This is a genomic window from Pseudomonas sp. LjRoot71, from assembly GCF_964253255.1.
GTDB lineage: Bacteria > Pseudomonadota > Gammaproteobacteria > Pseudomonadales > Pseudomonadaceae > Aquipseudomonas.
This window is the reverse complement of record NZ_CAXURA020000001.1, coordinates 1,516,408-1,530,000: the sequence shown is the minus strand read 5'-3', so window position 1 is coordinate 1,530,000 and position 13,593 is coordinate 1,516,408. Positions and strand designations below refer to the sequence as shown.

General features: G+C 54.0%; 7 protein-coding genes, 5 tRNA genes and 5 rRNA genes (1 of these 17 only partly in view). 16 read left to right on the top strand and 1 reads right to left on the bottom strand.

Annotated elements, in window-relative coordinates; translation table 11 throughout:
- From ACSQ17_RS07355 to tnpC, 10 genes are all read left to right on the top strand, one after another.
- Nucleotides 1-1,649, top strand: a 23S ribosomal RNA gene (locus ACSQ17_RS07355); it begins 1,241 nt to the left of the window's first position.
- A 133-nt stretch (nt 1,650-1,782) separates the two neighbouring features.
- Nucleotides 1,783-1,898: ribosomal RNA gene (rrf, locus tag ACSQ17_RS07350) — 5S ribosomal RNA — on the top strand.
- A gap of 384 nt (nt 1,899-2,282) precedes the next feature.
- Nucleotides 2,283-3,819: ribosomal RNA gene (locus ACSQ17_RS07345) — 16S ribosomal RNA — on the top strand.
- Between the two features lie 65 nt (nt 3,820-3,884).
- A tRNA-Ile gene (locus tag ACSQ17_RS07340) sits at nt 3,885-3,961 on the top strand.
- A 31-nt stretch (nt 3,962-3,992) separates the two neighbouring features.
- Nucleotides 3,993-4,068 (top strand) — tRNA-Ala (locus ACSQ17_RS07335).
- A 244-nt stretch (nt 4,069-4,312) separates the two neighbouring features.
- A 23S ribosomal RNA gene (locus ACSQ17_RS07330) occupies nt 4,313-7,202 on the top strand.
- A gap of 133 nt (nt 7,203-7,335) precedes the next feature.
- A 5S ribosomal RNA gene (gene rrf, locus ACSQ17_RS07325) occupies nt 7,336-7,451 on the top strand.
- The 16S, 23S and 5S rRNA genes sit together here with 2 tRNA genes alongside, the layout of an rRNA operon.
- 185 nt (nt 7,452-7,636) lie before the next feature.
- Nucleotides 7,637-7,954 (top strand): IS66-like element accessory protein TnpA, encoded by a 318-nt coding sequence (tnpA, locus tag ACSQ17_RS07320; protein WP_436067886.1) that lies wholly within the window; start codon nt 7,637-7,639, stop codon nt 7,952-7,954.
- Entirely contained in the window at nt 7,951-8,286 is a 336-nt protein-coding gene (gene tnpB / locus ACSQ17_RS07315) for an IS66 family insertion sequence element accessory protein TnpB (protein ID WP_436067885.1), read from the top strand. Before tnpA ends, tnpB begins: the two co-directional genes overlap by 4 nt.
- Before the next feature lie 61 nt (nt 8,287-8,347).
- Nucleotides 8,348-9,877: an IS66 family transposase gene (gene tnpC / locus ACSQ17_RS07310; RefSeq protein ID WP_436067884.1), complete on the top strand. Its 1,530-nt coding sequence runs from the start codon at nt 8,348-8,350 to the stop codon at nt 9,875-9,877.
- Nucleotides 9,878-9,928: 51 nt separating this feature from the next.
- On the opposite strand, the gene ACSQ17_RS07305 is transcribed toward tnpC, so the two are convergent.
- A complete protein-coding gene (locus tag ACSQ17_RS07305; RefSeq protein WP_014717580.1) occupies nt 9,929-10,366 on the bottom strand; it encodes an acetyltransferase in 438 nt (145 codons plus the stop codon).
- 364 nt (nt 10,367-10,730) lie between these two features.
- Here ACSQ17_RS07305 and birA point away from each other — a divergent pair, with 364 nt between their 5' ends.
- The 6 genes from birA to ACSQ17_RS07275 all read left to right on the top strand — a co-directional run bounded on the left by birA (nt 10,731) and on the right by ACSQ17_RS07275 (nt 13,538).
- Complete coding sequence (gene birA / locus ACSQ17_RS07300; RefSeq protein WP_436068120.1) at nt 10,731-11,696, top strand: bifunctional biotin--[acetyl-CoA-carboxylase] ligase/biotin operon repressor BirA; 966 nt, start codon at nt 10,731-10,733, stop codon at nt 11,694-11,696.
- Nucleotides 11,686-12,426 (top strand): pantothenate kinase, encoded by a 741-nt coding sequence (locus ACSQ17_RS07295; RefSeq protein ID WP_436068119.1) that lies wholly within the window; start codon nt 11,686-11,688, stop codon nt 12,424-12,426. The genes birA and ACSQ17_RS07295 overlap by 11 nt, the downstream gene beginning before the upstream one ends.
- Nucleotides 12,427-12,434: 8 nt before the next feature.
- Entirely contained in the window at nt 12,435-13,112 is a 678-nt protein-coding gene (locus tag ACSQ17_RS07290) for an SPOR domain-containing protein (protein ID WP_436068118.1), read from the top strand.
- Nucleotides 13,113-13,253: 141 nt separating this feature from the next.
- Nucleotides 13,254-13,338 (top strand) — tRNA-Tyr (locus ACSQ17_RS07285).
- A gap of 24 nt (nt 13,339-13,362) precedes the next feature.
- Nucleotides 13,363-13,436, top strand: a tRNA-Gly gene (locus tag ACSQ17_RS07280).
- Between the two features lie 26 nt (nt 13,437-13,462).
- Nucleotides 13,463-13,538: transfer RNA gene (locus ACSQ17_RS07275), tRNA-Thr, on the top strand.
- Nucleotides 13,539-13,593 lie beyond the last annotated feature (55 nt).

Genomic DNA, 13,593 nt, shown 5'->3' with positions numbered 1-13,593 from the left:
GCTGACATGAGTAACGACAATGGGAGTGAAAAACTCCCACGCCGAAAGACCAAGGTTTCCTGCGCAACGTTAATCGACGCAGGGTGAGTCGGCCCCTAAGGCGAGGCAGAAATGCGTAGTCGATGGGAAACGGGTTAATATTCCCGTACTTCTAATTACTGCGATGGAGGGACGGAGAAGGCTAGGCCAGCACGGCGTTGGTTGTCCGTGTTTAAGGTGGTAGGCTGATTTCTTAGGTAAATCCGGGAAATCAAGGCCGAGAACTGATGACGAGTTATCTTTTAGATGACGAAGTGGTTGATGCCATGCTTCCAGGAAAAGCTTCTAAGCTTCAGGTAATTAGGAACCGTACCCCAAACCGACACAGGTGGTTAGGTAGAGAATACCAAGGCGCTTGAGAGAACTCGGGTGAAGGAACTAGGCAAAATGGCACCGTAACTTCGGGAGAAGGTGCGCCGGTGAGGGTGAAGTATTTACTACGTAAGCCCATGCCGGTCGAAGATACCAGGCCGCTGCGACTGTTTATTAAAAACACAGCACTCTGCAAACACGAAAGTGGACGTATAGGGTGTGACGCCTGCCCGGTGCCGGAAGGTTAATTGATGGGGTTAGCTAACGCGAAGCTCTTGATCGAAGCCCCGGTAAACGGCGGCCGTAACTATAACGGTCCTAAGGTAGCGAAATTCCTTGTCGGGTAAGTTCCGACCTGCACGAATGGCGTAACGATGGCGGCGCTGTCTCCACCCGAGACTCAGTGAAATTGAAATCGCTGTGAAGATGCAGTGTATCCGCGGCTAGACGGAAAGACCCCGTGAACCTTTACTATAGCTTTGCACTGGACTTTGAGTTTGCTTGTGTAGGATAGGTGGGAGGCTTTGAAGCGTGGACGCCAGTTCGCGTGGAGCCATCCTTGAAATACCACCCTGGCAACCTTGAGGTTCTAACTCTGGTCCGTTATCCGGATCGAGGACAGTGTATGGTGGGTAGTTTGACTGGGGCGGTCTCCTCCTAAAGAGTAACGGAGGAGTACGAAGGTGCGCTCAGACCGGTCGGAAATCGGTCGTAGAGTATAAAGGCAAAAGCGCGCTTGACTGCGAGACAGACACGTCGAGCAGGTACGAAAGTAGGTCTTAGTGATCCGGTGGTTCTGTATGGAAGGGCCATCGCTCAACGGATAAAAGGTACTCCGGGGATAACAGGCTGATACCGCCCAAGAGTTCATATCGACGGCGGTGTTTGGCACCTCGATGTCGGCTCATCACATCCTGGGGCTGAAGCCGGTCCCAAGGGTATGGCTGTTCGCCATTTAAAGTGGTACGCGAGCTGGGTTTAGAACGTCGTGAGACAGTTCGGTCCCTATCTGCCGTGGACGTTTGAGATTTGAGAGGGGCTGCTCCTAGTACGAGAGGACCGGAGTGGACGAACCTCTGGTGTTCCGGTTGTCACGCCAGTGGCATTGCCGGGTAGCTATGTTCGGAAAAGATAACCGCTGAAAGCATCTAAGCGGGAAACTTGCCTCAAGATGAGATCTCACTGGAACCTTGAGTTCCCTAAAGGGCCGTCGAAGACTACGACGTTGATAGGTTGGGTGTGTAAGCGCTGTGAGGCGTTGAGCTAACCAATACTAATTGCCCGTGAGGCTTGACCATATAACACCCAAACAATTTGATGTTTGCGTGTCTCTATGAAGACTGCAACAGCCGAAAATCTGCAAGACTACAAACCAAGACATCACATACCCAATTCGGGATAGCGTCTCACGACGACATCCCAGCTGAATCGCTTGACGACCATAGAGCATTGGAACCACCTGATCCCATCCCGAACTCAGTAGTGAAACGATGCATCGCCGATGGTAGTGTGGGGTTTCCCCATGTGAGAGTAGGTCATCGTCAAGCACCTACACCAAAACCCCCGATCAGGTAACTGATCGGGGGTTTTACTATTAGTACAAGGATTAAGTTTTGCTAAAGGCAGAACCTGATGCTTGAGCGTCACTTGTAAGTTGTTGAGTAGAAAGAGAAATTCTTTGAAAAATAGCTTGACGCAGAATGAGGCTGCTGTAGAATGCGCGCCTCGGTTGAGACGAAAGACTTAACCAGCCGCTCTTTAACAACTGAATCAAGCAATTCGTGTGGGTGCTTGTGAGGTAAGACTGTTAGTCGCAAGATTATCAGCATCACAAAGCAACACTCGTTAATTCGAGAGTTACCTCTCATTAAATTGAGAGTTTTGCGATTGCTGAGCCAAGTTTAGGGTTTTCTCAAAACCCAAGCAGTATTGAACTGAAGAGTTTGATCATGGCTCAGATTGAACGCTGGCGGCAGGCCTAACACATGCAAGTCGAGCGGTAGAGAGAAGCTTGCTTCTCTTGAGAGCGGCGGACGGGTGAGTAACGCCTAGGAATCTGCCTAGTGGTGGGGGATAACGTTCGGAAACGGACGCTAATACCGCATACGTCCTACGGGAGAAAGCGGGGGATCTTCGGACCTCGCGCCATTAGATGAGCCTAGGTCGGATTAGCTAGTTGGTGAGGTAATGGCTCACCAAGGCGACGATCCGTAACTGGTCTGAGAGGATGATCAGTCACACTGGAACTGAGACACGGTCCAGACTCCTACGGGAGGCAGCAGTGGGGAATATTGGACAATGGGCGAAAGCCTGATCCAGCCATGCCGCGTGTGTGAAGAAGGTCTTCGGATTGTAAAGCACTTTAAGTTGGGAGGAAGGGTAGTAACCTAATACGTTGCTACTTTGACGTTACCGACAGAATAAGCACCGGCTAACTTCGTGCCAGCAGCCGCGGTAATACGAAGGGTGCAAGCGTTAATCGGAATTACTGGGCGTAAAGCGCGCGTAGGTGGTTCAGTAAGTTGGAAGTGAAATCCCCGGGCTCAACCTGGGAACTGCTTTCAAAACTGCTGAGCTAGAGTACGGTAGAGGGTGGTGGAATTTCCTGTGTAGCGGTGAAATGCGTAGATATAGGAAGGAACACCAGTGGCGAAGGCGACCACCTGGACTGATACTGACACTGAGGTGCGAAAGCGTGGGGAGCAAACAGGATTAGATACCCTGGTAGTCCACGCCGTAAACGATGTCAACTAGCCGTTGGAATCCTTGAGATTTTAGTGGCGCAGCTAACGCATTAAGTTGACCGCCTGGGGAGTACGGCCGCAAGGTTAAAACTCAAATGAATTGACGGGGGCCCGCACAAGCGGTGGAGCATGTGGTTTAATTCGAAGCAACGCGAAGAACCTTACCTGGCCTTGACATGCTGAGAACTTTCCAGAGATGGATTGGTGCCTTCGGGAACTCAGACACAGGTGCTGCATGGCTGTCGTCAGCTCGTGTCGTGAGATGTTGGGTTAAGTCCCGTAACGAGCGCAACCCTTGTCCTTAGTTACCAGCACGTTATGGTGGGAACTCTAAGGAGACTGCCGGTGACAAACCGGAGGAAGGTGGGGATGACGTCAAGTCATCATGGCCCTTACGGCCAGGGCTACACACGTGCTACAATGGTCGGTACAAAGGGTTGCCAAGCCGCGAGGTGGAGCTAATCCCATAAAACCGATCGTAGTCCGGATCGCAGTCTGCAACTCGACTGCGTGAAGTCGGAATCGCTAGTAATCGTGAATCAGAATGTCACGGTGAATACGTTCCCGGGCCTTGTACACACCGCCCGTCACACCATGGGAGTGGGTTGCACCAGAAGTAGCTAGTCTAACCTTCGGGAGGACGGTTACCACGGTGTGATTCATGACTGGGGTGAAGTCGTAACAAGGTAGCCGTAGGGGAACCTGCGGCTGGATCACCTCCTTAATCGAAGACTTCAGCTTCTTCATAAGTCCCCACACGAATTGCTTGATTCATTGCGAAAGACGATTGGGTCTGTAGCTCAGTTGGTTAGAGCGCACCCCTGATAAGGGTGAGGTCGGCAGTTCGAATCTGCCCAGACCCACCAATTGTTGTGGGGTGAGGCCTTAGATGTAATTGGGGCCATAGCTCAGCTGGGAGAGCGCCTGCCTTGCACGCAGGAGGTCAGCGGTTCGATCCCGCTTGGCTCCACCACTTACACCCTCGTTTAGAGTTCAGAAATGAACGTTCCTGCATAGGCAGATGAATGTTGATTTCTGGTCTTTGGCCAGTAAGAAAATCGTTCTTTAAAAATTTGGGTATGTGATAGAAGTGACTGATTAATTACTTTCACTGGTAATTAATCTGGTCAAGGTAAAATTTGTAGTTCTCAATTGCAAATTTTCGGCGAATGTCGTCTTCACGTTAGAGACAGTAACCAGATTGCTTGGGGTTATATGGTCAAGTGAAGAAGCGCATACGGTGGATGCCTTGGCAGTCAGAGGCGATGAAAGACGTTGTAGCCTGCGATAAGCTCCGGGGAGTCGGCAAACAGACTTTGATCCGGAGATCTCTGAATGGGGGAACCCAGCCAGCATAAGCTGGTTATTACACACTGAATACATAGGTGTGTAAGGCGAACCAGGGGAACTGAAACATCTAAGTACCCTGAGGAATAGAAATCAACCGAGATTCCCTTAGTAGTGGCGAGCGAACGGGGACTAGCCCTTAAGTTGATTTGAGAATAGTGGAAGGCTCTGGAAAGTGCCGCCGTAGTGGGTGATAGCCCCGTACACGAAATTCTCTTATTAATGAAATCGAGTAGGACGGAGCACGAGAAACTTTGTCTGAATATGGGGGGACCATCCTCCAAGGCTAAATACTACTGACTGACCGATAGTGAACTAGTACCGTGAGGGAAAGGCGAAAAGAACCCCGGAGAGGGGAGTGAAATAGATCCTGAAACCGTATGCGTACAAGCAGTGGGAGCCCACTTGTTGGGTGACTGCGTACCTTTTGTATAATGGGTCAGCGACTTATATTCAGTGGCAAGCTTAACCGAATAGGGGAGGCGTAGCGAAAGCGAGTCTTAATAGGGCGTTTAGTCGCTGGGTATAGACCCGAAACCGGGCGATCTATCCATGGGCAGGTTGAAGGTTAGGTAACACTGACTGGAGGACCGAACCGACTACCGTTGAAAAGTTAGCGGATGACCTGTGGATCGGAGTGAAAGGCTAATCAAGCTCGGAGATAGCTGGTTCTCCTCGAAAGCTATTTAGGTAGCGCCTCGTGTATCACTGCTGGGGGTAGAGCACTGTTTCGGCTAGGGGGTCATCCCGACTTACCAAACCGATGCAAACTCCGAATACCAGCAAGTGTCAGCACGGGAGACACACGGCGGGTGCTAACGTCCGTCGTGAAAAGGGAAACAACCCAGACCGTCAGCTAAGGTCCCAAAGTTATGGTTAAGTGGGAAACGATGTGGGAAGGCTTAGACAGCTAGGAGGTTGGCTTAGAAGCAGCCACCCTTTAAAGAAAGCGTAATAGCTCACTAGTCGAGTCGGCCTGCGCGGAAGATGTAACGGGGCTCAAACCATACACCGAAGCTACGGGTTCAACGTAAGTTGAGCGGTAGAGGAGCGTTCTGTAAGCCTGTGAAGGTGAGTTGAGAAGCTTGCTGGAGGTATCAGAAGTGCGAATGCTGACATGAGTAACGACAATGGGAGTGAAAAACTCCCACGCCGAAAGACCAAGGTTTCCTGCGCAACGTTAATCGACGCAGGGTGAGTCGGCCCCTAAGGCGAGGCAGAAATGCGTAGTCGATGGGAAACGGGTTAATATTCCCGTACTTCTAATTACTGCGATGGAGGGACGGAGAAGGCTAGGCCAGCACGGCGTTGGTTGTCCGTGTTTAAGGTGGTAGGCTGATTTCTTAGGTAAATCCGGGAAATCAAGGCCGAGAACTGATGACGAGTTATCTTTTAGATGACGAAGTGGTTGATGCCATGCTTCCAGGAAAAGCTTCTAAGCTTCAGGTAATTAGGAACCGTACCCCAAACCGACACAGGTGGTTAGGTAGAGAATACCAAGGCGCTTGAGAGAACTCGGGTGAAGGAACTAGGCAAAATGGCACCGTAACTTCGGGAGAAGGTGCGCCGGTGAGGGTGAAGTATTTACTACGTAAGCCCATGCCGGTCGAAGATACCAGGCCGCTGCGACTGTTTATTAAAAACACAGCACTCTGCAAACACGAAAGTGGACGTATAGGGTGTGACGCCTGCCCGGTGCCGGAAGGTTAATTGATGGGGTTAGCTAACGCGAAGCTCTTGATCGAAGCCCCGGTAAACGGCGGCCGTAACTATAACGGTCCTAAGGTAGCGAAATTCCTTGTCGGGTAAGTTCCGACCTGCACGAATGGCGTAACGATGGCGGCGCTGTCTCCACCCGAGACTCAGTGAAATTGAAATCGCTGTGAAGATGCAGTGTATCCGCGGCTAGACGGAAAGACCCCGTGAACCTTTACTATAGCTTTGCACTGGACTTTGAGTTTGCTTGTGTAGGATAGGTGGGAGGCTTTGAAGCGTGGACGCCAGTTCGCGTGGAGCCATCCTTGAAATACCACCCTGGCAACCTTGAGGTTCTAACTCTGGTCCGTTATCCGGATCGAGGACAGTGTATGGTGGGTAGTTTGACTGGGGCGGTCTCCTCCTAAAGAGTAACGGAGGAGTACGAAGGTGCGCTCAGACCGGTCGGAAATCGGTCGTAGAGTATAAAGGCAAAAGCGCGCTTGACTGCGAGACAGACACGTCGAGCAGGTACGAAAGTAGGTCTTAGTGATCCGGTGGTTCTGTATGGAAGGGCCATCGCTCAACGGATAAAAGGTACTCCGGGGATAACAGGCTGATACCGCCCAAGAGTTCATATCGACGGCGGTGTTTGGCACCTCGATGTCGGCTCATCACATCCTGGGGCTGAAGCCGGTCCCAAGGGTATGGCTGTTCGCCATTTAAAGTGGTACGCGAGCTGGGTTTAGAACGTCGTGAGACAGTTCGGTCCCTATCTGCCGTGGACGTTTGAGATTTGAGAGGGGCTGCTCCTAGTACGAGAGGACCGGAGTGGACGAACCTCTGGTGTTCCGGTTGTCACGCCAGTGGCATTGCCGGGTAGCTATGTTCGGAAAAGATAACCGCTGAAAGCATCTAAGCGGGAAACTTGCCTCAAGATGAGATCTCACTGGAACCTTGAGTTCCCTAAAGGGCCGTCGAAGACTACGACGTTGATAGGTTGGGTGTGTAAGCGCTGTGAGGCGTTGAGCTAACCAATACTAATTGCCCGTGAGGCTTGACCATATAACACCCAAACAATTTGATGTTTGCGTGTCTCTATGAAGACTGCAACAGCCGAAAATCTGCAAGACTACAAACCAAGACATCACATACCCAATTCGGGATAGCGTCTCACGACGACATCCCAGCTGAATCGCTTGACGACCATAGAGCATTGGAACCACCTGATCCCATCCCGAACTCAGTAGTGAAACGATGCATCGCCGATGGTAGTGTGGGGTTTCCCCATGTGAGAGTAGGTCATCGTCAAGCACCTACACCAAAACCCCCGATCAGGTAACTGATCGGGGGTTTTACTTTGTGCCGCGAAAACAACGCGCGCACACGTAACCGTTGAGTAAGCGTCCGGCGAACTCACCTTCCGAACTCCAGCTTTAAGGGCGATGGTGTCCGCGTATTTTTAGGCGGACGCGATAGCCCTTATCGCCGGGATTCCCATGCACCAACGAAGCTCTTACCCTAAACCGTTCAAAGCCCAGGTTGTTCAGGAATGCCTGCAACCCGGTGCAACCGTCTCCAGCGTTGCCATTCGCCACGGCATCAACGCCAACGTCATTCGCAAGTGGTTACCGCTTTACCGAGATCAACTGCCCGCTGCGTTGCCGGGGTTCGTTCCGGTGAGGGTGACGCCCAAACGACCGACTGAAGCAGCGGTGATTATCGAGCTACCGCTTGGCAAGGAATCGGTCACGGTGAAATGGCCAGCTTCCGATCCTGAGGGATGCGCCCGCTTTGTCCGTGGGCTTGCCCAGTGATCCGCATCGATACCATCTGGCTCGCCACCGAGCCGATGGACATGCGTGCTGGCACTGAAACCGCGCTGGCCCGCGTGATCGCGGTGTTCGGTGCGGCGAAGCCGCACTGCGCTTATCTCTTCGCCAACCGCCGCGCCAACCGAATGAAGGTACTGGTGCATGACGGCGTGGGTATCTGGCTGGCAGCGCGGCGATTGAATCAGGGCAAGTTTCACTGGCCAGGCATCCGGCACGGCTCGGAAGTCGAACTCGACACCGAGCAACTTCAGGCTTTGGTACTGGGGTTGCCCTGGCAGCGGGTCGGCGCAGCCGGCGCGATCACAGTGCTGTAGCACCTGCCATTAGCCCATCGGTTTATCTCCGCTGACCGGCTGTTCTGGCACAATCAGCGGCATGACTTCCTCGCCCAATCTCGACCAACTGACACCTGACCAGCTGCGCGCACTGGCCGCGCAGTTGCTCACACAAGTCGATGCGATGGGCAAAAAGATCCACCGCGATCAAACAGTCATCGAGCAGCTCACCCACGAAATCGCCTGGTTCAAACGGCACAAGTTCGCCAAGCGCAGCGAGCAGCTAAGCCCTGATCAGGGCAGCCTGCTTGATGACCTGCTCGACACCGACATCGCCGCTATTGAGGCGGAGTTGAAAGCTGTTAATCCTCCGCCTGTTCCAGCCGAGCCCCGCCAACAGCCCAAGCGCACAGCGCTGCCAGCGCAATTTCCGCGCACCGTGATCCGTCATGAGCCGGAGAACACCCAGTGTACCTGCGGCTGCCAGCTGCAACGTATTGGCGAAGACATCAGCGAAAAGCTGGATTACACGCCGGGCGTGTTCACCGTCGAACAGCACGTGCGTGGCAAATGGGCCTGTCGTCAGTGCGAAACACTTATCCAGGCCCCCGTGCCGGCCCAGGTGATCGACAAGGGCATCCCCACCGCCGGCCTCCTGGCTCACGTGATGGTGGCCAAATTCGCCGACCACTTGCCACTGTACCGGCAAGAGAAAATCTTTGGCCGTGCCGGCCTGGCCATCGCGCGTTCGACACTGGCGCAGTGGGTCGGACAAACCGGCGTGCAGCTCCAGCCGCTGGTCGATGCCCTGCGCGAAGCCGTGTTGGCCCAACGCGTGATCCACGCAGATGAAACGCCAGTGCAAATGCTCGCCCCGGGCGAGAAGAAAACCCATCGGGCTTATGTCTGGGCCTACAGCACCACGCCCTTTGCCGATCTAAAAGCGGTGGTGTACGACTTCAGCCCCAGTCGTGCCGGCGAACATGCGCGCAACTTTCTGGGCCAGTGGAATGGCAAGCTAGTCTGCGACGACTTCGCAGGCTACAAGGCCAGTTTCGAGCAGGGCATCACCGAAATTGGCTGCATGGCCCACGCCCGTCGCAAGTTCTTCGATCTTCATGCGGCGAACAAAAGCCAACTGGCTGAACAGGCATTGCACGCGATTGGCGGCTTGTACGAAATCGAACGGCAAGCACGGGACATGAGCGATGAAGAACGCTGGCGAATACGGCAGGAAAAGGCATCACCGATACTCGGCGCGCTGCATGACTGGATGCTGGCCCAGCGTGATCTTGTGCCCAATGGATCAGCAACGGCGAAAGCCTTGGATTACAGCCTCAAACGCTGGGTAGCGCTGACGCGCTACCTGGAAGATGGAGCCGTACCCATCGATAACAACCAGGTCGAGAACCAGATCCGGCCATGGGCACTGGGGCGCTCGAACTGGTTGTTTGCCGGATCGCTACGTAGCGGCAAAAGAGCAGCGGCGATCATGAGCCTGATCCAGTCGGCGCGTATGAATGGACATGATCCGTATGCCTATCTCAAAGATGTGCTGACACGGTTGCCGACACAGCGAGCCAGTGAGATCGGGCAATTGCTACCGAATCAATGGATGCCGTCCTGCTGAATAATGAATCGCCCCGAAGCAGAAGCTTAGGAGCGATTCACTACTACAGCGCTAGCCGGGCAGGCTCAGGTGCAGCAAGGGGAAGGGGCGGCCCTCGCCATCCAGCGGAGAACGACCTGTTTGAACAAACCCGTAATGTAAATAGAACCCTACCGCTTCGGGGTTCTGTTCGTTCACATCAACACTCATCTGACTGCGCGAACTGCGGGCATGATCCAGCAGTGCGCGGCCAATCCCTTTCCCTCGCAGATCTGGTTCGATGAAGAGCATCTCTACGTGGTTTTCATTGAGCCCGATGAACCCTAGCGGGCAGTCCTCGGCATCTACCGCAACCCATAATTCAACAGCGGGTAGGTAAATATCGCGGAGCTGAGGGAGCAATGCCTCAATATCGGATTCTTGCAGGAAGTGATGTGTGGCGCGAACGGAGCGCAGCCAAATGTTGAGCAGTTGCGGATGGTCGGCGTTAGTAGCCTGACGAATGATCATAGAATCATCCTTAACACTTGATATCGGAAATGAGGCGCGCTACTAGATAGCGACCGTATAAGTGGCGGCAACTTGTATGACCGCTTCGCGAGTTAACGCCTGGGCGGTTCACGGCAGAGGTAGCCTGACAGGAGGGAGGAAGGACGGTACTGAGAGGCTTTTGGGGTGTCAATAAAAAATTACGGAAGGGAATGGTGGAAGCCTACCTGACAGATGGTGGCCGGGCCGGTAGGGATCTCACGCGGGACGCTAGAACCGGATGATGTCAGGAGCTTACGGTGACTTACCCGGACGCTTACACCGTTGATAGGCAACACTACGGCGCGTCGTTATTATGCGTGCCTCATTTTCCGGTAGGACTCGCATGCTTTCATTGTTAAGGCTCCTTCAGGACGGGCGCTTTCATTCCGGCGAGGCGCTCGGTGCTGCGCTGGGTGTTAGTCGTGCGGCGGTATGGAAGAGGCTGCAGGCCTTGCAGGCTGAGCTGGGCTTGCCGGTTCATAAGGTTCGTGGGCGCGGTTATCGGCTGGAGGCACCGTTGCAGTTGTTGGATGCGCAGTGGCTGAATGGTCAGGAAGGTGCTCCGGGATGGCGGGCCTATGTTGTGCCCAGCCTCGACTCGACCAATGCTGAAGCGTTGCGGCTTTTGCCTTCAGCGCCAGTGCTGCCGTTCTATGTTTTGGCAGAGCGGCAAACCAGTGGGCGCGGCCGGCGTGGGCGTAGCTGGGTAAGTCCATTCGGCGAAAACATCTATTACAGCCTTGTGTTGCGCATTGAAGGTGGCATGCGTCAGCTGGAGGGTATGAGTCTAGCTGTGGGGTTGGCGCTGCTGCAGGTCGTCCGTGATTACGGCGTTTCTTCTGCTGGATTGAAGTGGCCCAATGATGTGCTAGTCGGCGAGCGCAAGCTGGCAGGTATCCTGTTGGAGTTGTCCGGTGATCCGGCAGATGTTTGCCATGTGGTGATCGGCATCGGCTTGAACGTGAATATGCTGGCTGCCGATTCAGGGGCGATTGATCAGCCCTGGACCTCGATGCGTACGCAGCTAGGGCATCAATTGGATCGCAATGAGCTGGTGCGTGCGCTCAATCGGCAGTTGTCTCACTACCTGGAAATCCAGTTAAGCCATGGTTTTTCAGTGCTCCAGGATGAGTGGCAGCGCAACCATTTGTGGCAATTGCGGCCTGTTGCGCTAACTGCAGGCGGTGAGCCTGTTGAGGGTGTGGTGCTCGGCGTTGATCAGTCCGGCGCTATTCGGCTGCAGGTCGAAGGGGTTGAGCGTGTGTTCAGTGGTGGCGAGCTTAGTCTGAGGTTGCGTGATGATTCTTGAGCTCGACTGCGGTAATACATTGATCAAATGGCGCTTGCTTGCGGATGATTTGGCTGTTGCGGGCGGGGTCGTAGACTCAGATCAAGCGCTTTTGCAGGCGGTTCTAGAGCAAGATGTGCGGCTACGTGCCTGTCGTTTGGTGAGTGTGCGCAGTGATGATGAAACGACCTCTTTAATGGCGTCGCTCGAAACGGCTTTTGCTGTTGTGTGTCTGCGTGCAGGGCCGGCTACTGAGCTGGCAGGGGTGCGTAACGGCTATGAGCAGTATGAGCGTCTTGGGCTTGATCGCTGGTTGGCAGTGGTCGGGGCTTATCAGTTATCTCGACGTGCTTGTCTGGTGATTGATCTTGGCACCGCTGTCACATCTGACTTCGTCAGTGCTGGGGGGCAGCATCTGGGTGGGTTTATCTGTCCTGGTGTGCCGTTGATGCGAACTCAGCTGCGTACCCATACGCGTAGAACGCGATATGACTCGGATGAGGCCGCTCAAGCGCTTAGGGGATTTTCGCCAGGGCGTTCGACGGCAGAGGCGGTTGAGCGGGGTTGTCTGTTGATGCTGCGTGGTTTTGTCAGCGGCCAGCTGGCGGTGGCGGCTGAATGTCTGGGCGATTCATTCGATGTATTTTTGACTGGCGGCGATGCGGCTCTGGTTGCTGATGAAATTCCTGGGGCGCAAGTTGTGCCAGATCTGGTGTTTGTTGGCTTGGCGATCGCCTGCCCCGTAGATTGAGGTCATGCATGCGCTGGATGTTTTTGTGGTTAGTGGTTTTGAATCTGTTTTATTACGTCTGGCATCAGCAACAGGCACCCTTGCGGGTCACCGAGATTGCGCCGCTGAACATGGCGCAGGAGAGCAAGCGCGATATTCGATTGCTCAGTGAGTCCAGTGCGCCGGTGCGGCGTGAGGCGGTTGCGGTGCCAGCGACCGTAACAGAGGCTGTTTGCTTATTTCTGGGTAGTTTTGAAGCGGCCGGAGATGCTGCTTCGGTTGAGCAGCGGTTGCTGAGTCTGGATATACAGTCGCGCGTGCAGAGTATGGATGCGGCGGCAGGTGTTGATTATTGGGTGTATCTGCCGCCTTTAGCCTCGCGTCAGGCCTCCTTGCGACAGTTGCGCGAGCTGCAGGCGCGCAAGATCGATAGCTACATCATTACTCAGGGCGATCTGGCCAATGGCATTTCCTTGGGAATCTTTCCGCGTAGTGATTCGGCTGCCAGCGTTATGCAGCGCCTGCGCGATGCGGGTTACGAGCCGTCCTTGCGCGAGTTGACCCGGGCGCACCGCAGTTTCTGGGTGCGTATTGCTCCGCAAAGCCGGCGTTTGGCGGATGACGCCCTGCTGCAGCGTTTAGCTTTTGACTTCAAAGGCTTACAACATCAATTAATGCCGTGTGAGGGGGTTGCAAGCCCTCAGTAGAATGCATAGAATGGCGCCCGCTTCGCAGGGTGGCGCTAACAAGTTATCTGCGAAGTTACTGTCAAAGCAGCTAACCTCAGGTTTTTTAATGAGAAATTGCTTGACAGTAGGTCGGCATAGAATGAGAATGCCGCCCCGTTTGGAGGGATTCCCGAGTGGCCAAAGGGATCAGACTGTAAATCTGACGTCATCGACTTCGAAGGTTCGAATCCTTCTCCCTCCACCAGATTTAGCGAGAGCTGCAGGCTCCGCGGGTATAGTTCAGTGGTAGAACCTCAGCCTTCCAAGCTGATGATGCGGGTTCGATTCCCGCTACCCGCTCCAGCATTGTTGTTCTTGCGATGTGTTTCGCTCATGTAGCTCAGTTGGTAGAGCACACCCTTGGTAAGGGTGAGGTCAGCGGTTCAAGTCCGCTCATGAGCTCCATTTGATAAAGGCAGATATGCAAGTATCTGCCTTTGTTTTATGGCGCTGATACTAG